A 25,742-nucleotide genomic window follows, 5' to 3' on the forward strand; every position below is an offset into this window, starting at 1 on the left:
GAAGTGCTTTTAACGGATTCCAAAGAAGTTTTTCACCTTTGTAAATACCGATACCTTTTCTTGTTCAAATGCTTGTAATGGGACATTCTCACCCAACAAACGTCTTGCAATATTACGATAAGCTAACGCTGCTTTTCCGCTCGGTTGCAACGCTACAGGCTCACCTGTATTTGTAGCACGAATAACTTCATCATCATCTTCGACAACACCAAGAAGCTCGATTGACAATGTACGTACGATTTCATCAACATCTAACATATCCTGTTCATGAAGCATATGACTACGCACACGATTAATAACAAGTTTCGGTGGTTCAATATCCTCTTTTTCTAAAAGCCCGATAATACGATCCGCATCGCGCATTGAGGATACTTCTGGCGTCGTAACAACAATTGCTTTATCCGCACCAGCTACCGCGTTTTTAAATCCCTGCTCAATCCCCGCAGGACAATCAATTAATATGTAATCATAATCTTGACGTAATACTTGTATTAATTCATCCATTTGTTCAGGTGTTACCGCTGATTTATCACTCGTTTGTGCTGCAGGTAATAAATAAAGATCATCAAAACGTTTATCTTTAATAAGAGCCTGAGGTAAACGGCAACGCCCTTCAACGACATCAACAAGATCAAATACAATACGATTTTCCAGCCCCATTACTACGTCTAAGTTTCGAAGACCGATATCTGTGTCAATTAAGCACACTTTCTTTCCAGATAACGCTAGGGCTGTCCCAATGTTCGCAGACGTTGTAGTTTTACCTACACCGCCTTTTCCAGATGTAATTACTATTGCCTCTCCCACAGCTATACAATTCCCCTTTCTAACTTTGTTAAATTAGGTCTAAGATGAGTGAGAAGTTGCAGTCGATCGACAACAATGTGATTGTTCTCATTAATATACGCACATTCTGCCGCCTCCGCTCCGTCTTCTTTCTCTTCCGGAGCCCGCATTGCCACATCACTAATTCGAAGTTGCATCGGGTTCATAACAGATGCAGCGATTACAGCATCTGAATCCCCATAATACCCCGCATGTGCAATTCCTCTTAATGATCCTACGACAAAAATATTCCCCCCAGCGATAACCGTTCCGCCTGGATTAACATCACCAATTAACAATAAATTTCCTTTTACATGTAAAACTTGTCCAGAGCGAACAATTTTGGAAATAGGGACGATTTCTGTTTCTTCTTTCCAAGCTATTGCTTCCTCTTTCGTTATAACATCACTTTCGATCGAATCCACAACGAGATTCTTTTTATTACGAATTAACGTACGAATCTCTTCTTGTTGGACTTCTGTTAAATAACGGTTTCCCACTTTCACATGCACTTCAATTAAAGAGCGTCCATCACCATCATAGTAATGTGTAGAAAGCTTTTCATCCAATTCCTTCAATAATTCAGAGAATGAACAACAATCATCTAAATGAAGGGTTATTCCGTCTTTTGTCCCTTTTATTGTTACATTTTGTTGCTTTTTTTCTTCCACTAAAGTTCACCCCACCGATTCAATTCGACATAAAATTAGAAAATCCTTTTTTCTTTTTCTTCCATCGCTTTTGAAAGACGCACTAAATATCGTCTCAGTGGGAAACAAACTATCAATAAGAAAATTGCATTTAGCAATAAAGTAGACAGGAGACGATCTGTGAAAAAGACATACGCCGACATATGAGTACGTCCTAACAAAGTTAAAAATCCATACACATAATACTCTAATGCTACTATGCTAGCTAGTACGATAGAAGTAACAATAAATAAATTCAATTGTAGTACCTTCATCACACTATAAACTAAATAAACTAAAATCGGATACGCAAAAATATATATACCAACAAGTTCCGTGTATACGGTATCAAATAAGAAACCAAATAATAGTCCGTAATAAATCCCTTGGACCGGACTATAGTACACAGTAATAAAACATAACACAATGATAAAGAAATGAGGTGATGCTATACTGTCTTTCCAAAAAACCTCTGTTGGAACAATAGTAGCAAACATATTTTCAAATAGAAAAACAAAAAGGAGCAAAAGAGGAAGAGCTGCTCTTTTTAAAATCTTCATCATCTCTTCTCCCCCTCCTATTCTAATGGCGCTGAAGGCATTGCACGTTTCGCAACTATAACATGCTCTACGTCATTTAAATCAGCGGCAGGTTTTACATAAGCTGTTTTTGTTAAACCATATGGATCCGGCTGAACATCTACGATTTTTCCAATTACAAGACCTTTCGGGAAAATATCACCAAGTCCAGATGTTACAACTAGTTGATCGGTTTTCACCTCAGCATCAGAGCCAATCTTTGTGAAAAGGAGTAAGTGCTTTTCTTTGTCATAACCTTCAATCAATCCAAAGATTTTCTCATTTCCTTGTACGATAGCAGAAACACGATTTGTTCGGCTCATAGAGCTTAATAACTCTACTGATGATGTAAACTGAGATACACTTTTCACTCGTCCAACTAAACCTTGTGAAGTTACTACAGCCATATCTTTTTTAATTCCTTGCTGTGCTCCTTTATCAATTCCAACTAAATCGTACCATTTATCTGGATTACGAGAAACGACAGTAGCTGGAATTTCAGTATAATCACTAGGCAACTCTTTTTTACCAGTTAACTCTTGTAACTTCTTTTTATCATCTTCTAATTGCTTTACGTCACCTGATAACTTTGCATAGTTATCTAATTTTGCTTTTAATTCTTTATTCTCTTCATACGTGCGCTTTACATCCTCTACATTTTCGAAGAATCCAGCTACGTATTTCGCTGGCTTTTGGAATACACGTTCTACAACACCGACAGTGTCTTTAACAAACTGCTCTGGCCATGTTAAACTGTTCCGTTCTTTCAATGAGATTCCAATCAATGCCACGAGAAGAATAATACTAACTAACAAAACAATTAATCTTTTGTTTAAGAAAAACTGTGGCACGTTCACACCCTCTTAATTTCATTGATTTTTATTTTGCAATATTATCGAGCAGCAGTTTTGAAAAGATCGATATTGTCTAATGCTTTACCTGTTCCAATTGCTACGCAATCTAATGGGTCTTCTGCAACAAGAACTGGCATATTTGTTTCTTCACTAATTACTTTATCTAAGTTACGTAGTAATGCTCCACCACCTGTTAATACGATACCACGGTCCATAATGTCTGCCGCTAATTCAGGTGGAGTTTTCTCTAACGTATTTTTAACAGATTCTACAATTGCATCTACTGTATCTTTTAATGCGTCTGCAATTTCTTCTGGTTGAATTAGTACTGTTTTTGGTAAACCACTTACTAAATCACGACCGCGAATTTCCATAGGTTCGATACCTTCTGGCTCGCCTGCAGAACCGATTTCTAATTTTAATGCTTCAGCTGTTCTTTCACCGATCATTAAGTTGTAGCTTTTCTTAATGTACTGAATGATTGAATCGTCCATATCATCACCAGCAACACGAACTGATTGACTTGTTACAATACCACCTAACGAAATGATTGCAACTTCTGTTGTACCGCCACCGATATCAACAACCATACTACCAGTTGGTTCCCAAACAGGTAAGTTCGCACCAATTGCTGCTGCAAATGGTTCTTCGATAGGATAAGCATCACGAGCACCAGCTTGACGAGTCGCATCGATTACTGCACGTCTTTCTACAGCTGTAATACCAGATGGTACACATACCATTACATATGGTTTACGTGAGAAGAATCCATTTGATTTTTGAGCTTGTTGAATGTAGTATTTCATCATTGTTGCTGTTGTTTCGTAATCAGCAATTACACCGTCTTTCATCGGGCGAAGTGCCACAACGTTTCCTGGTGTACGACCAATCATTTGTTTTGCATCGCTACCTACAGCAACGATTTGTTTCGTATCAGTTTGTAACGCTACTACTGAAGGTTCACGTAAAACTACACCTTTTCCTTTTACATATACAAGCGTGTTCGCAGTTCCTAAATCTATTCCAAGATCGCGAGTAAAGCCACCAAATCCAAACATATTATTTATCTTCCTTTCTTGTTTTCACGGACTCATTTTTTCTTACTTTATATTATAAAAACAGTACGTTTTTTATATCTTTATCCTTTTTGTAGATAATTTTCTACAAAAAACTCATAAATCACATTATAAAACAAAATAAGTAAAAAGCATAGTCTTAAATATGACCTTTTTCCTTTAAACTCACGAATTTATGGTCACCTATTATAATATGATCGAGTACTTCAATTCCGATAATTCGGCCGCATTCTACTAAGCGTTTTGTTACTTCAATATCTTCTCGGCTCGGCGCAGGGTCTCCTGAGGGATGGTTATGAAGACATATGATAGAGGCTGCTGCACGGCGAAATGCTTCTTTAAAAACTTCCCTGGGATGTACAATTGAAGAGTTTAAACTTCCAATAAAAATCGTTTGCCTATGTATAACTTGATTCTTTGTGTTCAAATAGAGACATACAAAATGCTCCTGTTGCAAGAACCGCATTTCTTCCATCATATATCTGGCGCAATCTTCCGGGCTTCGAATGCTGTATCTATTTTGATATTCTAAACGCACCATTCTTCTACCGAGTTCAAAAGCAGCGATGAGCTGTGATGCCTTCGCAACTCCAACACCATGTATACTCACTAACTCTTCTAGCGTTGCGTCTTTCAACATACGTAAACCATCAAAATGATGCAAAATTTTATCCGATAACTTTAAAACTGTTTCTTCCTTAGAACCTGTTCTCAGTAACACTGCAAGAAGCTCCCGATTTGATAAACTTCCAGCTCCCTCTAACAATAAACGCTCCCGTGGCTGTTCTTCTTTGACAACATCACGAATACCGTTCATTTCTCCACCCCTTTATTTGTTCTCTCAAAGAAAATCCCATGCAGTTTTACGCATGGGTTACATCAATATTAAATTGTTTTAATTCCCGAACAAGACGTGAAATTGGTAACCCAACTACACTATAGTAGTCCCCTTGAATATGTTGAACAAAAATAGATCCTTTACCTTGAATCCCATAACTTCCTGCTTTATCCAAAGGCTCTTTTGATGCAATGTATGTGTCAATTTCCTCTTCTGTTAATTCCCAAAACGTAACTTCTGTACGCTCGTAAAAAGTGACTGTTTTGTCCTTTGCTATAATTGCAACACCTGTATACACCTCATGTGTTTTCCCTGATAATAATTGCAACATTTCTTTCGCCTCAGCCCCATTAGATGGCTTTCCAAGAATACGCGACTCATATGTAACAATTGTGTCTGCACCTAACACAATATAATCACTGTTATTTTCTGCTACCGCAGATGCTTTTTGCAGGGCAAGGGACATAACAATATCAGAAGGCGATGAATACGCACCAATCGTTTCTTCTACTTCACTTACAACAATTTCAAATGGTACACCCGCTAACTCAAGCAATTCCTTCCTGCGAGGTGATCCTGAAGCTAAAATAATTTTTTTCATATTTTCTCCTTCCTTTCTCACATGAAGCAGAATCATTTATATCAATCGTATCAAAGGAATAGTTTGTCCACAAATAAAAGAAATATTATTTTCTCTAAACAAAATAATACTTCCTTACCAAAACACGATTATATTCCTGTCATAGAGAAAGCACTTTACTCTAAATTCAAAAGAAAAGAAAGAAGCCTCTACACTTCTTCCTTCGTCATTTCATTATCCTATTATTTCACCTTTTGTGAAACAATTTTTTCGTATGAAAGTATACCATCAATGATAACTTGATTTAATTTCGCTAATGATTCCTTATCATCTTTTCCATCCTTCACTGTTTGCACAGCTACCGACGTATACATATACAATTTCTTCGCTTCTTCCTGCTTCATGCTTTTCCCTTCTTTTTCAATCGCTTTCCACTCTTTTTCGATTGCACTTATATCTTTTGCATTACTTTTTTCACTAGCTTGTACGCTAGAAGCATATTTTGCTAAATGAGTATATAATGGCTGTACTTTTGTTAAAAACGCCCCGATTTCTTTATCATCTTTAAGTAACGCTTTATCTGTTATATCCCAGTCCTTTTTCAATACGGAGACATTATCTTTTTTATACTGCGTCATTAATTGGTTTATACCTTGTTCATCGCTAGCAATACCAACAACTAATGCATACTTATCACCGCTCGGTTTTAAGGCTGCTACACCTCCATTACCTTTCCACTCTTCAAGAGCGGCCTGTCCCTTTTCTTCAGAAGAATAGATTCCTCCTTGAACAAAAAATAATTTCATTGGATCTAATGACGTTCCTGTCTGTGCTTTTCTTTTTTCCTCTTTTGGTGCTGGTGTTTGTTCTGCCGTTCCACCCACCTTTGATTCTTCCTTTCGCATCTGCTTCGAAGCTGTTACTTCGCTTCCTCCTGTCGCACCTTGTCCTTTCAGTAACTGTAGCATCCCCATCCCAAACGCCGTACCAATAATAATTGCAGTTGCAACGATTGCAATTAACGTATTGCTCCACTTCTTTCGATTTTTTTCCGTAGACGCTACTTTCGATTTTTGAAACGGAACAACGTTTTTTGGCCTTTCACTTTCTACTACCATCCAGTCAAATTCATCTTTCTTCTTCTCCTCATACTTCGCTTCTGTTCCATTCACTTTCACTGAGATCGTTCGTGATTGCTTGTCCATACACTCACACCTCACCTCTTATCGTTGTCCGCATCATATCATATTCATTTCACAAAAAAACGAGATATTTGTCAGAGGAATTCGCCAAATAACCCTATATATTTATCTTATATGTATGCATTTGACTTCATTTGTAGAACAAAAAAACTAGATAGCAAAGACTATCTAGTTTTTTTCGCGAATATATTTTCGAACTTCCGAAATGAAATAAAGAGAACCTGTTATGATAAAAACATCATTTTCTCCAAGCATTTCAACCTTCGTATCAATTGCCTCTTTCCAATTTTCAAAAACTAATTTTGACTCTTCCTTTGCATACGATGCAAGCTCGCCTGCTGAAATAGCACGATCAAAGGCGAATGTTGTAAAAATAATTTCATCGGCGATGCTTTCTAATTGACCTACCATATTGTGCAATTGTTTATCACCAAGGGCAGTAAATAAAACTATTACATTTTTATCTTTGTAATGTGATTCTACCGTTTTCACAAGACTTTCAATACCTTCTGGGTTATGAGCACCATCTATAATAATATCCGGATTACTTTGCAGTTTTTCAAAGCGCCCCACCCAATACGCTTCCTGTAATCCCGTTCTTATTTCTTCTTCCTCAATTAAAAATGATAAGTATGTTTTTACATACATGACTGCCATAAGTGCAAGTGCTGCGTTTCCTACTTGATGGCTGCCTTTCATTGTGATTCGCACATCTTCAAAAGAGGCGAAAGGACAAGTGAAATCGAACTGTTCTCCATCTTCACTAGACTGTTTATGTAACGCTGTAAAATGGTTGCCCATCTCGTATAAGTTTGCCTGATTTTCCTTTGCAACTTTTTGAATGACTTGCAGCGCTTCCTCATCTTGCACACCAGTAATAACGGGAACACCAGACTTAATAATTCCCGCCTTTTCATATGCAATTTCTCCTAATGTATTACCTAAAATATGCATATGATCGTGACCGATATTCGTAATAATCGTGAGAACTGGATGAATCACATTCGTAGAATCAAAGCGCCCTCCAAGCCCTGTTTCAAATAAAACAACATCACAGAAATTAACTTTACCGAAGTAACAAATTGCCATAACAGTAATAATTTCAAACTCAGTCGCTTCCCCTAAATCCGTTTCATCTAGTTTTTCAACGACTGGCTTTACCATCTTTACAAGTTCAGTAATCTCTTCATCTGCAATTGGTGTTCCATTCACACTAATACGCTCGTTAAATGTTTCAATATAAGGGGAGGTAAATGTTCCTACCTTATATTTTGCATTTTCTAACATGTAGCGCATATATGTTAACGTTGAACCTTTTCCATTTGTACCAGCAAGGTGAACACATTTTATGTGACGCTCCGGATTTCCGAGCTCTTCTAGCATCCATCTCATTCTTTCTAATCCCGGTTTAATACCAAACTTCAATCGGCTATGAATCCACCCTATCGCTTCTTCGTATGTATGTATCACGTATGCTTTCCCCTTTCAAAAAACAACCTTCATAACCCTATTATACGCAAAGAAAAGAGACTCACCAATATAGTGAGTCTCTAAAAAGCATTTTATTTCTCAAGATCTGCTAGACGTTGGCGAACTGCTTCGCGTTTTTCTAGGTAATCTTGCTCTTTCGCACGCTCTCCTTCAATAACTGCTGCAGGAGCTTTCGCTACGAAACCTTGGTTTGAAAGTTTCTTCTGTACACGTTCTACTTCTTTGTCGAACTTCTCAAGCTCTTTCTCAAGACGCGCTCTCTCTTCATCAAGATTGATAAGATCAGCTAACGGTAAGAATAACTCTGCACCTGTTACAATTGCAGTCATTGCTTTTTCTGGCGCTTGTAAGTCCGTTTGAATTGTTAATTCGCTTGGGTTACAGAAACGCTCAATGTAAGAGCTGTTTTTCGTAAGTTGAGCAAGTACAGCCTCGTCTTTTGCTTTAATTTGCATTTGAACTTTTTTGCTCATTGGCGTATTAACTTCTGCACGGATATTACGAACAGAACGAATGATATCAACTAGAAGGTGCATTTCTGCTGCAGCTTCTGCATCTTGTAAATCTTCGCGTACTGTTGGCCACGCTGCTACTGTAATAGATTCGCCTTCGTGCGGTAAATGTTGCCAAATCTTCTCTGTTACGAATGGCATGAATGGGTGTAATAGACGCATTGTTTGGTCTAATACGTAAGCTAAAATAGAACGAGTTGTTTTCTTAGCTGCTTCATCTTCACCGTATAGAGGAAGTTTCGCCATTTCAATGTACCAGTCACAGAAATCATCCCAAATAAAGTTGTATAATGAGCGACCAGCTTCACCGAACTCATATTTATCCATGTTACGTGTTACGCTTTCGATTGTTTCATTTAAGCGAGTTAAAATCCACTTATCTGCAACTGATTTTTCACCAGTTAAATCGATTTCTTCATATTTCATGTCATCCATGTTCATTAATACGAAACGTGATGCATTCCAAATTTTATTAATGAAGTTCCAAGTAGATTCTACTTTCTCCATGCTGAAGCGTAAATCTTGACCTGGTGCACTTCCCGTTGATAAGAAGAAACGCATTGCATCTGCACCGTACTTCTCGATAACTTCCATTGGGTCAATACCGTTACCAAGAGATTTACTCATTTTACGTCCTTGCTCATCACGAACTAAACCGTGAATTAATACATCTTTAAATGGACGCTCGCCTGTAAACTCTAAACCTTGGAAAATCATACGAGATACCCAGAAGAAGATGATGTCATAACCAGTTACTAGTGCATCTGTTGAATAGTAACGCTTGAAGTCTGCTGCATCTTCATTTGGCCAACCAAGTGTTGAGAATGGCCATAGTGCTGAACTGAACCATGTATCAAGTACGTCGTTATCTTGATTCCAGTTTTCAATATCTGCTGGTGCTTCTGTACCTACGTATACTTCACCAGTTTCTTTATGATACCAAGCTGGAATGCGGTGTCCCCACCATAATTGACGAGAAATACACCAGTCGTGAATATTTTCCATCCAACGTAAATATGTGTTTTCGAAACGCTCTGGTACGAACGTTACTTTCTCTTCTTCTTTTTGCTGAAGCGCTACTGCCTTCTCAGCAAGTGGAGCCATTTTTACGAACCATTGTGTTGATAAGTAAGGCTCAACAACTGCACCACTACGCTCACTATGACCTACTGAATGCATATGAGGCTCGATTTCTACTAATACGCCCGCTTCTTGTAAATCTTTTACTAACGCTTTACGGCACTCGAAACGATCCATACCGTTATACTTACCAGCTTTTTCGTTCATCGTTCCATCTTCGTTCATTACTAAGATACGTGGTAAGTCATGACGGTTACCTACTTCAAAGTCATTCGGGTCATGAGCTGGCGTAATTTTTACAACACCTGTTCCGAAATCTTTTTCTACATACTCATCAGCAATAATCGGAATCTCACGGCCTACGATTGGAAGTGTAACTGTTTTTCCGATTAAATGCTTGTAACGATCGTCTTCTGGATGAACCGCTACCGCTGTATCACCAAGCATCGTTTCTGGACGAGTTGTTGCAAGACGAATGTGGCCAGATCCATCTGTTAACGGATAGTTCATATGGTAGAATGCACCTTGAACTTCTTTATGAATTACTTCAATATCAGAAAGAGCTGTGCGTGTTGCCGGGTCCCAGTTGATAATATATTCACCGCGGTAAATTAAGCCTTTTTCGTATAATTGAACGAATACTTTATTAACCGCATCAGATAAACCTTCGTCTAATGTGAAACGTTCGCGAGAATAGTCTAGTCCTAAACCAACTTTCCCCCATTGTTGACGAATGTGAGAAGCGTATTCTTCTTTCCATTCCCAAGCCTTTTCAAGGAATTTCTCACGGCCAAGATCGTAACGTGAAATACCTTCTTCACGAAGTTTCCCTTCTACTTTCGCTTGTGTTGCGATACCCGCATGGTCCATTCCTGGAAGCCACAATACATCGTAACCTTGCATACGCTTCGTACGAGTTAAAATATCTTGAAGAGTTGTATCCCAAGCATGACCTAAGTGTAACTTACCAGTTACGTTCGGAGGTGGAATTACAATTGTATACGGTTGTTTCTTCTCGTCTCCTGTTGCTTCAAAATATTTGCCTTCTAACCACCACTGATAAAGGCCTTCTTCAACGGACATATGATCATATTTAGTTGGTAAATTCTTTTCCGTGTTTGACATTATTTTCCCTCCTTAAAATAAAAAATGCCCCTCATCCAAAAAAGGACGAGGGACATCGCGGTACCACCTTTATTTACAAACAAATTCAGAAATTTGCTTATACTCTTAATTTGATAACGGACAAATCCGTCTTTTCCTAATGAGAACTATTCCGTTCAGAAAAGATGCTCCAGGGCTACCTTCTAACATAACTATCTAGAGAATCTCCCAGCTAATGATTCTCCTCTCTGAAGACGTTTCTTGTTATACTCTTCCCCTTCAAGGCATTTATATGATTGTTAATTATTATATACAATAGTGTAAAAAACGAAACCTTATTCGTCAAGATAAATTTAATACTACAGCTTTTTGAGTAAAAAAAAGAAGATAAGTAACATTCTCTACTTATCTTCTTTATCCGTTCCCTTGCTGGGCAGCTTGTAATTGCGAAAGAAAATATTCTATATTACTAACGAGCCAATGCGCTTGTTGCAAACTCTTTACTCCGAGAAGTTCATTTTCCTCATTACGCCGCTCTCTTCTTTTCTTATAAGACTGGATTTGCCGAATAAATTGCGATGGATACGTCATATACGCAAACATGAGTAGTTGCTCTTCTTTCGTAAAAGGGAAATTTTTTTGATACATTTGATACCATTCAAACCGATCACTTCGCGCAATTGGATATGTGTTTAAAGACCGAGAATAAAAGCCTACAATATCTTGCACAGGTGTTGCAAACTTCGATTTTTCTAAACTAATAAAATAGCCATTCCGTTCATAATCAAATAAAAAATGATTAAGCGATACGTTACCATGTACAAAAGTAATGCGCGTTGTTTCTTTTTCTTTCATTGCATCGTTCCACTCATTTAATTGCTTCGTCGCAAACTCACGCGCCCTCATTACATGATGATAGTACGTACAATATTGCAATTCAAACGGAGACATATACCACTTCGCTTCAGATTCTACAAGAAACTCTTCTAACATCTCTCCATCACTTTCCCAGCGATCGGATATATTTGTATAATGTTTTTCTAAATCCTCTTCTGTATACGTTTCTTCTTTTACCGTTTTTTGATGCAACGTTCCGAGAGTCTGAAACATTTTATGGTATTGATCATTATCCTCGCCGTTCCCTTCCGCACGCTCTAACCAAGGCATTAAATAATAATTATACGTACCGTCACTTAAAATATAATTTCCATCCGTCGCATGGTATATAGGTACATAATTTGAAAAACCTTTCTCCTTTAAATATTGAATATGGTGCAGAAAGTTATTCCGCTCTAACTTCCTGCCTTCTATTTTCTTGAGCGCATATGGACCTTGATTCGTATAAATTTTCGTCACGCTTCCGTGTTCTTCCATATGCTGCGTATCCAATCTATATTGCCTTACAATGGGTTCATAGCGATTTCGTAATTCCATATCCATACGAATAACCCTTTCTATTCAAAACATAGCCTTTAGAAAAATAAGTGAGTGAAAACACTCACTTATTTCGCTTTTGCTCTTGAAACAGGAATATAAATAATTTGTCCTGTAGTTAAATATATATCTTCTGTTTGATTGACACGGTATAAGTTTTGTACAGATGTTTCATAACGTTCTGCAACAGATTCAATCGTATCTCCTTCTTGCACGAAATACATTCTTAACTTTGTAAATTCTTCTTCCGGTTCTTTCGTAAATAATTTCGTTAAATAAAGCGCATTTTCATCTCGCTGTGAATACGTTTCTTCTTCTTGCTCTTCTTGTTTTTTCGCTTTTTCTTTCTTGAAATCTTTTCGTCCGAACAATTCAAATTGCGGCGTTGTTTCTTTCTCCTCTTCACGCTCTACAAATTCATGTTCTTCTATTTCCTCTTCTTCTACTTCCTGCTCTTTTCTTTCTTCTAGTTGGAACGGTTCAAACGCGTAATCTTCCCACTCATCTGATTCCTTATAAGCTGGTTCTTCTACTTGCGGCGTCGGTCTATTTTCATCCTCTTGCGCTGAATCAACTTCCAACTCAGCATACGCCGTTTCTTTCTCTTCCTCTTCATCCTCGATGCGTTCTTCATCACATAATCCTGTAATAGATATATCCGCTAATAATTGTAAGCAACCATTTTCCTTTAATTCATAATCAAATTCCTCGATGGATACATATAGTTCTTCAATTACTTTCACACGGTTTCTTGGGATCGATATTTCAAGCGGAAAGGAATGAACAAGTTCATTAACCCCATCTTCTCTCGTTTCTACATAATCAATTGACTTCGCTGGCGATAAATCTCTTAATGAATAAGCTGAATCATCTTGCCTTGCAACATACTCTCCCGTTAAATCTAATTGCCCTCTCACAATAACCTCATGATCAAGCTCTTCTATCTCAACGTCTGGATCTAACGAAATTGACAAAAGTTCTTCGACTTCCTGTCCTTTTTGGAACCAAACAGATTCTTTTAATGAAAAACGTAATGAATGATCTGTTGCCACTTCTTTTCCCCCTCCCAAACTATATGTCATTACAGATTTATGTACGGAAAGCTGACTTTATGAATAAAAAAAAATCGCTCCCCTTACGGAGAGCGATTTTCTTTATTCAATTAAGCTTTTAATTTTGACATTGCAATTTCAGCCGCTGCAATCGTCGCTTCAATATCAGCATCACTATGTGCTGTCGATAAGAATAAACCTTCGAATTGAGATGGCGGTAAAAATACCCCTTGTTCTACCATTTCACGATAGTAAGCCGCAAAGAACTCTAAGTTTGAAGATTTTGCTGCATCGTAATTAATAACTGGTTCATCTGTAAAGAAGATACCAATCATAGAACCCGCACGATTGATATGATGTGGAATGCCATGTTTTTCAGCCGCTTTACGTAAGCCAGCTTCTAACATTTCAGCTTTACGCTCAAATTCTACATACGATTCTGGCGTTAACTGTACTAACGTTTCATAACCTGCTGCCATTGCTAGTGGGTTACCTGATAAAGTACCTGCTTGATAAATCGGTCCGCTCGGTGCAACTTGGCGCATAATTTCTGCTTTACCACCGTATGCTCCTACCGGTAATCCACCACCGATTACTTTACCTAAACAAGTTAAATCAGGTGTTACACCGTAATAACCTTGTCCACAATTATAAGCAACACGGAATCCTGTCATTACTTCATCAAAAATAAGCAATGCGCCATTTTGCTCTGTTACTTCACGAAGACCTTCTAAAAATCCTGGTTGCGGAGGAACAACACCCATATTCCCTGCTACTGGTTCTACAATGACACAAGCAATATCATCACCGAATTGTTCGAAAGCGTATTTCACACTTTCTAAATCGTTATACGCTACTGTAATCGTATTTTTCGCTACACCTTCTGGTACACCAGGGCTATCTGGTAAACCTAGCGTTGCTACACCAGAACCCGCTTTAATTAATAACGAGTCACCATGACCGTGATAACAACCGATAAATTTCAAAATTTTGTTACGCCCTGTATAACCACGAGCTAAACGTAGCGCACTCATTGTCGCTTCTGTTCCAGAGTTAACCATACGCACAATCTCAATTGATGGAACACGCTCAATAACAAGTTTCGCTAATTTATTTTCAATTTCCGTTGGAGCACCGAAGCTCGTACCTTTTTCAGCAACAGCTTTTAAAGCCTCAACAACACGATCATTTGCATGACCATGAATTAATGGACCCCATGATAATACGTAATCGATGTATTCATTTCCATCGATATCATATACTTTAGAGCCTTTTCCACGCTCCATAAACAACGGATTCATACCGACAGACTTAAAAGCACGAACTGGGCTATTTACGCCACCAGGCATTAAATCTTGAGCCTCTTCAAACGCTGCAATCGACTTATCAAACTTTTTCATTATTTAGCGCCTCCTTCTTGTAACCATCTTGCTGCATCTTTCGCATGATACGTAATAATTAAATCTGCTCCTGCGCGTTTCATACTAATTAATTTTTCAAGTACAACTTCTTTTTCATTAATCCAGCCATTTTGCGCTGCCGCTTTAATCATTGAATATTCACCGCTTACGTTATAAGCAACGACTGGTAAATTAAAGTTATTTTTCACATCACGAACGATATCTAAGTAAGAAAGAGCTGGCTTTACAATTAAGAAATCTGCCCCTTCCATTACATCTGATTCTGCTTCACGGAATGCTTCCATGCGGTTCGCTGGGTCCATTTGATATGTTTTACGATCACCAAATTGCGGTGCACCATGCGCCGCATCACGGAATGGTCCGTAAAATGCTGATGAATATTTAACAGCGTACGACATAACTGGTACATGTCCAAAACCATTTTCATCTAATGCGTGGCGAATTGCTGTTACGAATCCGTCCATCATGTTTGATGGCGCAATAATGTCCGCTCCTGCTTTCGCTTGGCTTACAGCTGTTTTTGCAAGAACTGCAAGAGACTCGTCATTTAAAATAATACCATCTTCAATTACACCGCAATGACCATGGCTTGTGAATTGGCATAAACATGTATCCGCAACTACTACTAGATCAGGGAATTCACCTTTAATTTGCTGAATCGCACGTTGCACAATTCCATGATCACAATATGCTGATGATCCAACTTCATCTTTTTCAGCAGGTAAACCAAATACAATAACAGAACGAATACCTAAATCAACAACTTCTTGCATTTCAGCTTGCAATAAATCTAAAGATATTTGATATACGCCTGGCATAGAAGGCACTTCATTACGAACATTCTCTCCTTCTAATACAAAAATAGGGTAAATAAAATCTTCCGTATGTAAAAACGTTTCACGCACAAGCGCACGCATGCCTCCACTTTGTCTTAAGCGACGATGACGATTAAATTGTAAAGAGTTCATAGATTTCTATCCCCATTCTTTTATTTTATAGATTCACAAACACATTGTAGTAATGCTTCTACAGTGTACTCTTTCGGCATAATAATATGCGGAAAATAAAGGCTCGCCTCTTTTTCCGTAATAGGCCCTATACAAGCAATTGTACATTTTTTTGTCCATTCTCTCCAGTTTGTATCCTCAAGTAAACGAACAAAACTAGTAACAGTGGAAGGGCTCGTAAATGTAATAATATCTACTTTCCCTACTTCTAACGCTTCTATAAGCTCTTGCTTTTTCTCTACATTTTCTTTCGTACCATATACGATAAGCTCATCTAGAGAAACACCCATTTCACGAAGCGCAACTGGAATTACGTCTCTTGCTAAATTCCCTTTCGGAAATAAAATACGTTCGTTTCCACTTAATCTTTTTACAAACTCTTCTGCAAATACTTCTGCAACAAATGAAGTTGGAACAAAATCCACTCGATAGCCTCGCTTTTCTAACTCTAACTTTGTTTTCACACCTACTGCAGCAATTTTAGTCGTTACAGGTAGCTTCTGTCTCAAACGATCTAGAAAAAAAGCTACCCCATTTTTACTCGTAAAAATAACCCAGTCATACGAATGTAACTGCCCTGCTATATGTTGAATTTGCCTATGAGACATACCTTCCATACGCAAAAGCGGAATTTCCAATGGAATTCCGCTCTTTTTTTTCACCGCTACACTCATTTGTTTTGCTTGATGCTGGGCACGTGTAATCAATACCGTTTTGCCAGCGAGAGCGTTCATATTTATTGTTGCCCCTTATTTGCAGCAAGAATGAGTTCTTTTGCGCCTTGGTTAATTAAACGGTCCGCAGCCTCTAATCCTACTTTCTCTGGATCAGTTCCTACTACTGTCTCTTTCAATAAAACCGAACCGTCCATAGACCCGACAAGAGCTGTTAATTCGATTGCATCGTTTTCCGTAAGAGTTGCATATCCAGCGATTGGAACTTGGCATCCACCTTCAAGTTTATGAAGAAATACGCGTTCTGCTGCCACTGTTTTTTCTGTTACTCCATCATTCATATGAGCTAACAACTGCAGTAAATCTTTATCATCCTCACGACACTCAATCGCTAATGCACCTTGTCCTACAGCAGGTACACATAACGTCTCATCTAAATGTTCTGTAATAACTTCATTATCCCAGCCCATTCTTTGTAATCCCGCTGTCGCTAAAATAATTGCATCGTAATCTTCTTCTTTTAATTTGCGTAAACGTGTATCGATATTTCCGCGAATCCACTTCACTTGTAAGTCTGGTCTCGCAGCGAGTAGCTGTGCACTACGTCTTAAACTACTCGTACCTAAAATAGCGCCTTCTGCTAACTCTTTAAACGACGCTCCGTTTTTTGAGATAAAAGCATCACGAGGGTCAACACGCTTTGGTGTACAACCAATCATTAATCCTTCTGGAAGTACGGCCGGCATATCTTTCATACTATGTACAGCCATATCAATTTCTTTCGTAAGTAGCGCATGTTCAATCTCCTTCACAAACAAGCCTTTGCCACCTACTTTTGAAAGAGTAACATCTAAAATTACATCGCCTTTTGTGACGATTTCTTTCACTTCAAATTCATATGGTAAACCTAGCGCTTTTAACTGATCAATAAACCAATTTGTTTGCGTTAATGCTAATTTACTCTTTCGTGACCCTACAATAATTTTGCGCATAATTTTCTCTCCTCATTATAAATACCAAAAGTGGAAGTTGGATAAACTGCTTAATAGAAAAATATTAATTAGCATTACGAGAAATGCTCCGATGTTCCACTGCACGATTTTCTTCCCTTGCAACACATCTGCCGCTCGTAAATATAGGCCAGCACAATATACAAATAGAACGACAAAGGACCCGATTACTTTCGTATCATACCAATGAAAATTGTCCAATTTTGTATATCCCCATATGCATCCTAATAAAATAGCTAGTAAGAAAAATGGAACAGAAAATAAATTTAATCCGTAAGACATCGATTCTAGCTTCGGTAAATTCCCTAACCTTCTTAATCTGGCATTCCATTTTTTCTTTTTTAATAGGCGATATTGCAATAAATACATAATAGAAAAAATGAACGATACAGTAAAAGTTGCATAAGAAATAATAGCCATACCGACATGTACATATACAAGCTCCGAAACTAATTGCTCTGCAAGTATCGGCGACATCTTTCCAAGCGGCGTAAAAATAGAAAAAGCGCTTACGCCAAATGCAACAACATTTGTAAAAAAGACTAAAAAATCGATTCTCATAAATCGATTAATGACTAACGACATCGTAATCAATAGCCAAACATAAAAATAAATACCTGATAATAAGGTTAAAAGGGGGTTCGTTTCTGAATCTGTAGCTCTAAGCAACATAAAAATAGAATGCAGAACCCATACAATCGAAAGTAACCAAAAAGCAAATCGGTTCGCCTTTCGGTTACTTTGGAAATAATCTATAAAATATAAACTAATGCTACAAGCATATAAAATAATTGCAATATGATAAATAATACTGTTATTTAAAAAACTCATCCGATCATCCTTCCAAATTATAAAGATGGAACGGATGGTGTCCACGCTCTTTTATGTTCTACTTCTTCCGCACGACTCTCTACGTCTTCCATTTCTAAATCGAAAATCTTTGCAAATAACGCTAATTTTTCGTCTGCTCCCTCTTCAGCAGCTATTTCTTTCGCTACCAAAATTGGGTCTTTTAATAATTGATTAATAATACTTTTCGTATGCTTACTAATTACTTTTCTCTCACGATCACTAAGATTCGGTATTTTTCGTTCCAGACTTTCCATCGTTTCACTTTGAATAGCAAGTGCCTTATCACGAAGAGCTGATATTAACGGAACGACACCAAGTGTACTTAACCACGTTTTAAATACAACAATTTCCTCTTCAATCATAAATTGAATTTTCTCTGCTTCTTTCAAACGCTCAGCACGGTTCGCTTCCACTACTCCTTGCAAATCATCAATGTCATACAAGAAAGAACCTTCTAGCTCATCAATTGCTGGATCAATATCACGCGGCACTGCAATATCAACCATAAATAATGGACGACCAGAGCGCATTTTCTCTACCTTTGTCATCATCTCTTTCGTAATGACATAATCCGATGCACCAGTTGAACTAATTAAAATATCAGCTTCTAATAATGCACATTGTAATTCACTTAAAGGTTTTGCGTGTCCCATATATTTCTCAGCCATTATTTCTGCTTTTGAAAGCGTTCTATTCATGACTGTTACTTTACGAGCACCACTTCCATATAAGTTTTGTAGTGCAAGTTCACCCATTTTACCAGCACCAAGAATAAGTACGTGACAATCTGTTAACTCGCCAAATATTTTCTTCCCAAGCTCAACAGCAGCATAACTAACAGACATCGCGCTTTCACCAATTGTCGTTTCTGAGTGAGCACGTTTCGCCAATGTAATAACTTGCTTAAACAATTCATTAAAAATTGTCCCTGTTGCTTTTACTTGTTGCGCTTCTAAAAAGCTATCTTTTATTTGACCTAAAATTTGCGTCTCTCCAACTACCATAGAATCTAAACCGCACGTTACGCGGAATAAATGATCAATTGCACCATCTTGTTCAAAAATAGTTAAATATGGTGCGACTTCTTCTATTTCAAGCTGAAACCAATCAGCTAAAAACTTCTTAATATAATACCGTCCCGTGTGTAATTGATCGACAACAGCATAAACCTCAGTGCGATTACAAGTTGATACAATAACATTCTCTAACACGCTCTTTTGATTTTGTAATGTAGTCATTGCTTGCTCTAGCTCTGCTGCCTGAAATGTGAGTTTCTCACGAAATTCTACAGGGGCTGTTCGATAATTTACACTAACAACAAGAATATGCACGCAGCATGTCCCCCTTCACCCGTTTTATCACTTTATCTACTATCATAATACAACTTTCCTCTTATGAATCTGACAATCGTGTGAACAACCGATTATTTTTTTATTTATTCTCCATATGTAAGAAAGGAGATTCAGTAAAATGAATAAAATTTTTCTACTTTATAATGATTATAAATTAATAACTCTATTTGTACGTTACCAAAAAAAGCCCTCATAATCAAGTGATGGAAACTATTCCATATAAATTATAACATCATCTTTCCTATCTTCTTTCATCATGAAGGAAAATATGTATGATTGTTCCAAATTGTAGCACAAACTTTCTCAATACAATGTATTTGACATTGTATTTCTTTTTCGTTATATTGATTTTACAAAATTAAATTGTGCACAACTTAATTAGAAAGGAGTCATTCATGACAGAAGATTCTTTGCATCTAGATAATCAACTTTGTTTTTCTATTTATGCTTGTTCTAGAGAGGTTACACGCTTTTACCGACCATATTTAGAAGAAATGGGCATTACGTATCCACAGTACATTACTTTACTCGTACTATGGGAGCAAGATGGATTAACAGTAAAAGAAATTGGAGAACGTCTATTTTTAGATTCCGGTACGTTAACACCTATGTTAAAACGAATGGAATCATTAAACCTTGTAAAACGCGTTCGTTCCAAAGAAGATGAGCGAAAAGTGTGTATTGAATTAACAGAACAAGGAAAAGATTTACAAGATAAGGCTTGTTCATTGCCGACAACGATGGCAACAAATTTAGGAATTACAGAACAAGAATATCGTTCTTTATTAATTCAATTAAATAAACTAATTGAAACAATGAAAACAATTAATGATAGAAAAGGGGAATAAACATGGATAAATTATATACTGCTTCAGTAACTGCTACAGGTGGAAGAAATGGAAAAGTAGTATCAGATGATGGCATATTAAATCTTGATGTGAAAATGCCGAAAGCACTAGGTGGTGCAGGCGGAGAGGCAACAAATCCAGAACAACTATTTGCTGCTGGTTACGCTGCTTGTTTTGATAGTGCATTACAACTTGTCATTCGTACGAAACGTGTGAAAGTAGAAAGTACAGAAGTAACTGCTCACGTTTCTATCGGAAAAGATACAGATGGTGGTTTCGGCCTATCTGCTGTACTTGATGTACATGTCGCTGGCGTTTCACATAGCGAAGCACAAGAACTTGTAGAAGCCGCTCACGGTGTATGTCCTTACTCTAAAGCAACACGAGGAAATATTGAGGTTACATTAAACGTACGCTAAAAGTGTATAAAGAAAAAAACGCGCGACATTCGTCACGCGTTTTTTGTTTTTGTAAATTTATGAATTGCTTTCCATGCTTCTTCTTTCCCAAGTCCTGTTTCAGAAGAGAATAGAACGACTTCATCGCCACTTTCAATATCAAGCGTTTCTTTTACAACTTTTAAATGCTTTTGCCATTTCCCTTTCGGAATTTTATCGGCTTTCGTTGCAATAATAATGGTTGGAATGTCATAATGCTTTAAGAAATCATACATCATTACATCATCATTTGTTGGTTTGTGACGTAAATCAACTACTAATACAGCTGCATCTAATTGCTCACGTGTTGTAAAATACGTTTCAATCATTTTACCCCAAGCCGCGCGCTCTGTTTTAGATACTTTTGCATATCCGTAACCTGGAACGTCCACAAAGTGCATCATCTCATTAATTAAGAAGAAGTTTAATGTTTGTGTTTTTCCTGGTTTAGAAGAAATACGTACTAACTTTTTACGATTTAAAATTTTATTAATAAAGGAAGACTTCCCGACATTTGAACGACCTGCTAATGCAATTTCTGGTAAGTCACCGTCTGGATATTGTTCTGGTTTAACAGCACTAATTACAATGTCTGCTTTTGTTACTTTCATTGTTTCACTCCTACTAATGCGTGCTCCAATACTTCATCTAAATGAGATGCAAGCACAAACGTAAGGTTTTCTTTTACGCTCTCTGGAATATCATCTAAATCTTTCTCATTTTCCGCCGGTAAAATAATCTTTGTTAAACCTGCGCGGTGAGCACTTAATGTTTTTTCTTTTAAACCACCAATCGGTAATACACGACCACGAAGTGTAATTTCACCTGTCATCCCCACTTCTTTACTTACAGGAATACCTGTTAGCGCAGAAATAAGTGCCGTTGCCATCGTAATACCTGCTGACGGTCCATCCTTTGGAACTGCTCCTTCTGGAACATGAATATGAATATCATTTTTCTCATGGAAATCAGGATCAATCTGAAGCTCTTCTGCACGAGAACGAATATAGCTAAACGCTGCTTGTGCGGATTCTTTCATAACATCCCCAAGTTTCCCTGTTAAAATTAATTTCCCTTTACCTGGCGCTACGGACACTTCAATCGCCAGTGTATCGCCACCTGCTGCCGTATACGCTAAACCTGTCGCCATACCAACTTGGTCTGTTTTTTCAGCTTGCCCATAACGGAATATGTGCTTACCAAGTAAATCAACAACGTTTTTCTCTGTTACTACAATACGCTTGCGTTCTGCTGTAACGATAATCTTTGCTGCTTTACGACAAACCTTTGCAATTTGGCGCTCTAATGTACGAACACCAGCCTCACGTGTATAATAGCGGATAATTTCAAGAAGCGCTTCATCACGTACTTGTAAATTACCTTTTCGTAAGCCATGCTCTTTTAATTGTTTCGGCAATAAATGTTCACGAGCAATGTGAACCTTTTCAAGCTCTGTATAGCCAGCAATCGAAATAATTTCCATACGGTCAAGCAACGGACCTGGAATACTGGAAAGTGTATTCGCAGTTGCTACAAACATAACTTTCGATAGATCATATGGTTCTTCAATATAATGATCACTGAAGTTATGGTTTTGTTCTGGGTCTAACACTTCAAGTAATGCTGCTGAAGGATCTCCACGGAAATCGTTAGACATTTTATCAATTTCATCTAATAAGAAGACTGGATTAACTGATTTCGCCTTTTTCATACCTTGAATAATACGTCCTGGCATTGCTCCAACGTACGTACGACGGTGACCACGAATTTCAGATTCATCACGCACACCACCAAGGGATACACGGACAAAATTACGATTTAATGATGTTGCAATAGAACGCGCTAACGAAGTTTTTCCGACCCCAGGTGGTCCTACTAAACAAAGGATAGGCCCTTTTAATGAATTCGTTAACTTCTGTACCGCTAAATATTCAAGTACGCGCTCTTTCACTTTCTCAAGACCGTAATGATCTTTGTTTAAAATCTCTTCAGAATGAGCAAGATCAATCATATCTTCTGTTGCCTCTGTCCACGGAAGTGCTAATAACCAATCGATATAATTGCGAATAACACCGCTCTCCGCAGAACTTGCTGGTAACTTTTCATAACGATCTAATTCTTTCAGTGCGGCCTTCATTGTTTCTTCAGGCATTCCTGACTGTTCAATTTTCTCACGAAGTTCTTCAACTTCCCCGCCCTTACCTTCTTTATCGCCAAGTTCAGTTTGAATCGCCTTCATTTGCTCACGTAAAAAATATTCTTTTTGCGTGCGCTCCATTGAACGTTTCACTTTTTGTCCAATTTTCTTTTCTAAACTAAGTAATTCTTGTTCATCTTGAATAATTGAAATAAGTGTATGTAATCGTTCTTTCACAGATATGATTTCTAAAATCTCTTGTTTCTGCTTCGTTTTAATTGGCAAGTGAGAAGCAATTAAATCCGCTAATCTTCCTGGCTCTTCTACATCAGCTACCGTTGCAAATGTTTCATTTGAAACTTTTTTCGAAACTTTAATATATTGTTCGAAATGCTCCAGTAATGTGCGCATAAGAGCTTTCTCTTCTAAATCAGCTTCCACTTCTTCCGTTATCGTTTTAATAGAAACTTGCACTACATTTTCTTCTTCGATAAACTCTACTACTTCTGCTCTATGTAAACCTTCTACAAGGACACGAAGCGTACCGTTCGGCAATTTTAACATTTGCTTCACTTTCGCCACTGTACCTACACTATATATGTCATCTTCTTTCGGATCATCGATATTCATTTCTTTTTGCATTGCTAAAAAGATGATATTTTCATCCATTGCCGCCTGCTCTAGTGCTTGTATCGATTTATCACGTCCTACATCAAGATGCAGAACCATCGTTGGATATACGAGAACGCCTCTTAATGGTAGGAGGGGCACGATTCTTTCATTCGTATTCATACTAGACATAGCACCTCCATAATAAATTAAACTCCTGTTCAACTATTTTATATTACAATACATCTAGATGCAATTGCAGAGATTCTCCGCAACTGTAAATCCCTCGTTTTTTCTCCCTTATAAAAGAAAAAAGACTCCGCTTAAGCATACAAACTTAAACGAAGTCTGGCAAATACTATTATCGTTCATTCTCACATTGATTGTGCATCTGTTTCGTCTATCGTAGTATGTACATCGAGCTCTCGATGTATATTTTCCTGTATAAACGTTAGCTCAAATACTTCCTTCAACTTCCGAACAGGAATAATTTCAATTCCTTTTATTGTATACAAAAATGGTTGCATGTTTTCAGCAGGAATGATAACTTTCTTAGCTCCTGCCTTTTTCGCAGCTTTTATTTTTGCGTACACACCACCGATAGGTTTCACTTCCCCGTGTATACTTATCTCACCAGTCATCGCTACTTCATTATTCACATACGTATGATGCACTGCTGAATACACACCTGTTGCCATAGCAATTCCCGCCGAAGGCCCATCAATCGGGATACCACCTGGAAAATTAATATGTATATCGTACCCTTCTGGCAATACATCTAGAGATCGAAGCACTGTTAATACATTATCTACAGAACCTTTCGCCATACTTTTACGACGAATGGATTTCGTTTGACTACCAATACTTTCCTCTTCAACAATTCCGGTAACATTTACCGATCCTTTATCTTTCGCCTTGATTGCTGTTACTTCAATTTCTAATAACGCACCTGTATTTGGTCCGTATACAGCAAGTCCATTTACAAGACCGATTCTCGGAATAGGGTAAATGCGTTTTTCATACTTCGGTGTAAGTTGACTAGAGTGAACAACCCACTCTATATCTTCATCTTTAATGAAAGGACGTTCTTCATTTATTGCCATTCCAGCAGAAATTTGTACAAGATTAATCGCTTCTCGCCCATTTCTTGCATACATCCCGATCATTTCAATACCATTTTCACCGATTTGCATTTCCACTTTGTCAGCCGCATTCTTCGCTACTTTTTGAATTTCTTCTGTATCTAACTCACGGAAGAACACTTCTAAACAGCGCGACCGAATAGCAGGAGGTATCTCATCTGGCGAACGTGTCGTCGCCCCAACTAAGCGAAAATCGGCTGGTAAACCTTTTTGAAAAATGTCATGTATATACGTTGGAATCATCGTATTCTCTTCACTGTAGTATGCACTTTCCAAAAACACTTTCCGATCTTCTAGCACCTTTAACATTTTGTTCATTTGAATCGGATGTAATTCACCTATCTCATCAATAAACAAAATACCACCGTGAGCATCTGTTACCGCACCTTTTTTTGGTTGCGGAATACCTGCTTGCCCCATCGCACCAGCACCTTGATAAATTGGATCATGCACCGAACCAATTAAAGGGTCTGCAATACCACGTTCATCAAACCGAGCTGTCGTCGCATCCAGTTCAATAAATGTTGCATTTGTGCGAAATGGAGATTTTGGATTTCGTTTCGCTTCTTCTAATACGAGACGTGCTGCCGCTGTCTTTCCGACACCTGGCGGACCATATATAATCACATGTTGCGGGTTCGGACCACAAAGAGCCGCTTTTAACGACTTAATCCCGTCCTCTTGCCCTACAATATCTAAAAAGGATGTAGGACGCACCTTTTCCGCAAGCGGCTCTGTTAAAGAAATCTCGCGCATTTTACGAAGCTGTTCTAATTCTTTTTTCGATTCTCGATCAATTGAAACTTTTTGTGTTCGCTGATTTCGAAGTAAATGCCAAAAATACAATCCGACAATTACACCAAAAACAAGTTGAACAAGTAAAAATATATTTGTCCAGCTCATCATTTATTTCCTCCCGCAATGTTTTATCTCTTAGT

23 protein-coding genes and 1 other annotated feature are annotated in these 25,742 nt (G+C 37.8%); of the genes, 2 read left to right on the top strand and 21 right to left on the bottom strand.

Annotated elements, in window-relative coordinates:
* Positions 1 to 9: 9 nt before the first annotated feature.
* From minD to hemA, 18 genes are all read right to left on the bottom strand, one after another.
* Complete coding sequence (gene minD, locus PDQ40_RS13110) at positions 10 to 807, bottom strand: septum site-determining protein MinD (RefSeq protein WP_000503311.1); 798 nt, start codon at positions 805 to 807, stop codon at positions 10 to 12.
* A 2-nt stretch (positions 808 to 809) separates the two neighbouring features.
* Positions 810 to 1,496 (bottom strand): septum site-determining protein MinC, encoded by a 687-nt coding sequence (minC, locus tag PDQ40_RS13115; protein WP_000391517.1) that lies wholly within the window; start codon positions 1,494 to 1,496, stop codon positions 810 to 812.
* A gap of 35 nt (positions 1,497 to 1,531) precedes the next feature.
* A complete protein-coding gene (mreD, locus tag PDQ40_RS13120; protein WP_046198099.1) occupies positions 1,532 to 2,077 on the bottom strand; it encodes a rod shape-determining protein MreD in 546 nt (181 codons plus the stop codon).
* Positions 2,078 to 2,091: 14 nt separating this feature from the next.
* Entirely contained in the window at positions 2,092 to 2,943 is an 852-nt protein-coding gene (gene mreC / locus PDQ40_RS13125) for a rod shape-determining protein MreC (RefSeq protein ID WP_046198100.1), read from the bottom strand.
* 41 nt (positions 2,944 to 2,984) lie between these two features.
* Entirely contained in the window at positions 2,985 to 4,004 is a 1,020-nt protein-coding gene (gene mreB / locus PDQ40_RS13130) for a cell shape-determining protein MreB (protein WP_000466737.1), read from the bottom strand.
* A gap of 157 nt (positions 4,005 to 4,161) precedes the next feature.
* Positions 4,162 to 4,839, bottom strand: coding sequence for a DNA repair protein RadC (radC, locus tag PDQ40_RS13135; protein ID WP_001013381.1), 678 nt, complete (start codon positions 4,837 to 4,839; stop codon positions 4,162 to 4,164).
* Between the two features lie 46 nt (positions 4,840 to 4,885).
* The gene (locus tag PDQ40_RS13140; RefSeq protein ID WP_061132104.1) at positions 4,886 to 5,461 is read right to left on the bottom strand and encodes a Maf family protein; all 576 of its coding nucleotides are present in this window, start codon (positions 5,459 to 5,461) and stop codon (positions 4,886 to 4,888) included.
* A gap of 221 nt (positions 5,462 to 5,682) precedes the next feature.
* A complete protein-coding gene (locus tag PDQ40_RS13145) occupies positions 5,683 to 6,645 on the bottom strand; it encodes a hypothetical protein (RefSeq protein ID WP_061535638.1) in 963 nt (320 codons plus the stop codon).
* Between the two features lie 165 nt (positions 6,646 to 6,810).
* The gene (locus PDQ40_RS13150; RefSeq protein WP_000582084.1) at positions 6,811 to 8,112 is read right to left on the bottom strand and encodes a bifunctional folylpolyglutamate synthase/dihydrofolate synthase; all 1,302 of its coding nucleotides are present in this window, start codon (positions 8,110 to 8,112) and stop codon (positions 6,811 to 6,813) included.
* A 92-nt stretch (positions 8,113 to 8,204) separates the two neighbouring features.
* Positions 8,205 to 10,850, bottom strand: coding sequence for a valine--tRNA ligase (locus tag PDQ40_RS13155; RefSeq protein ID WP_000072229.1), 2,646 nt, complete (start codon positions 10,848 to 10,850; stop codon positions 8,205 to 8,207).
* A gap of 38 nt (positions 10,851 to 10,888) precedes the next feature.
* Positions 10,889 to 11,121 (bottom strand) — a binding site (T-box leader).
* A gap of 122 nt (positions 11,122 to 11,243) precedes the next feature.
* The gene (gene ysxE / locus PDQ40_RS13160) at positions 11,244 to 12,269 is read right to left on the bottom strand and encodes a spore coat protein YsxE (protein ID WP_000367001.1); all 1,026 of its coding nucleotides are present in this window, start codon (positions 12,267 to 12,269) and stop codon (positions 11,244 to 11,246) included.
* Between the two features lie 62 nt (positions 12,270 to 12,331).
* Entirely contained in the window at positions 12,332 to 13,315 is a 984-nt protein-coding gene (gene spoVID / locus PDQ40_RS13165) for a stage VI sporulation protein D (RefSeq protein ID WP_000179732.1), read from the bottom strand.
* 110 nt (positions 13,316 to 13,425) lie between these two features.
* Positions 13,426 to 14,715, bottom strand: a complete 1,290-nt coding sequence (gene hemL / locus PDQ40_RS13170; protein WP_000712926.1) for a glutamate-1-semialdehyde 2,1-aminomutase — start codon at positions 14,713 to 14,715, stop codon at positions 13,426 to 13,428.
* Positions 14,715 to 15,704 (bottom strand): porphobilinogen synthase, encoded by a 990-nt coding sequence (gene hemB, locus PDQ40_RS13175; protein ID WP_001087058.1) that lies wholly within the window; start codon positions 15,702 to 15,704, stop codon positions 14,715 to 14,717. The genes hemL and hemB overlap by 1 nt, the downstream gene beginning before the upstream one ends.
* Positions 15,705 to 15,724: 20 nt before the next feature.
* Positions 15,725 to 16,477, bottom strand: a complete 753-nt coding sequence (hemD, locus tag PDQ40_RS13180; protein WP_061132101.1) for a uroporphyrinogen-III synthase — start codon at positions 16,475 to 16,477, stop codon at positions 15,725 to 15,727.
* A 2-nt stretch (positions 16,478 to 16,479) separates the two neighbouring features.
* Positions 16,480 to 17,409 (bottom strand): hydroxymethylbilane synthase, encoded by a 930-nt coding sequence (gene hemC / locus PDQ40_RS13185; protein WP_001226412.1) that lies wholly within the window; start codon positions 17,407 to 17,409, stop codon positions 16,480 to 16,482.
* A gap of 15 nt (positions 17,410 to 17,424) precedes the next feature.
* On the bottom strand, positions 17,425 to 18,258 hold the full coding sequence (locus PDQ40_RS13190) for a cytochrome C assembly family protein (RefSeq protein ID WP_000008993.1): 834 nt from the start codon (positions 18,256 to 18,258) through the stop codon (positions 17,425 to 17,427).
* Between the two features lie 17 nt (positions 18,259 to 18,275).
* Positions 18,276 to 19,610: a glutamyl-tRNA reductase gene (gene hemA, locus PDQ40_RS13195; protein WP_000547851.1), complete on the bottom strand. Its 1,335-nt coding sequence runs from the start codon at positions 19,608 to 19,610 to the stop codon at positions 18,276 to 18,278.
* A gap of 416 nt (positions 19,611 to 20,026) precedes the next feature.
* On the opposite strand from hemA, the gene PDQ40_RS13200 reads away from it, so the two are divergent.
* Together PDQ40_RS13200 and PDQ40_RS13205 are read left to right on the top strand one after the other, a co-directional pair.
* Entirely contained in the window at positions 20,027 to 20,479 is a 453-nt protein-coding gene (locus PDQ40_RS13200; protein WP_000133920.1) for a MarR family winged helix-turn-helix transcriptional regulator, read from the top strand.
* A gap of 2 nt (positions 20,480 to 20,481) precedes the next feature.
* Positions 20,482 to 20,898 carry an organic hydroperoxide resistance protein gene (locus PDQ40_RS13205; RefSeq protein WP_000359781.1) on the top strand — a complete coding sequence of 139 codons (417 nt, stop codon included), beginning with the start codon at positions 20,482 to 20,484 and terminating at the stop codon, positions 20,896 to 20,898.
* Positions 20,899 to 20,930: 32 nt separating this feature from the next.
* Here PDQ40_RS13205 and ysxC read toward each other — a convergent pair whose 3' ends face one another.
* The 3 genes from ysxC to lonB form a co-directional block, all read right to left on the bottom strand.
* The gene (ysxC, locus tag PDQ40_RS13210; RefSeq protein WP_000869113.1) at positions 20,931 to 21,527 is read right to left on the bottom strand and encodes a ribosome biogenesis GTP-binding protein YsxC; all 597 of its coding nucleotides are present in this window, start codon (positions 21,525 to 21,527) and stop codon (positions 20,931 to 20,933) included.
* Entirely contained in the window at positions 21,524 to 23,854 is a 2,331-nt protein-coding gene (lon, locus tag PDQ40_RS13215) for an endopeptidase La (protein ID WP_000097293.1), read from the bottom strand. Before lon ends, ysxC begins: the two co-directional genes overlap by 4 nt.
* 182 nt (positions 23,855 to 24,036) lie before the next feature.
* Positions 24,037 to 25,707 carry an ATP-dependent protease LonB gene (lonB, locus tag PDQ40_RS13220; RefSeq protein ID WP_029141203.1) on the bottom strand — a complete coding sequence of 557 codons (1,671 nt, stop codon included), beginning with the start codon at positions 25,705 to 25,707 and terminating at the stop codon, positions 24,037 to 24,039.
* Positions 25,708 to 25,742: the final 35 nt, after the last annotated feature.

Source organism: Bacillus cereus group sp. Bc061 (genome assembly GCF_027715825.1).
Taxonomy (GTDB): domain Bacteria; phylum Bacillota; class Bacilli; order Bacillales; family Bacillaceae_G; genus Bacillus_A; species Bacillus_A paranthracis.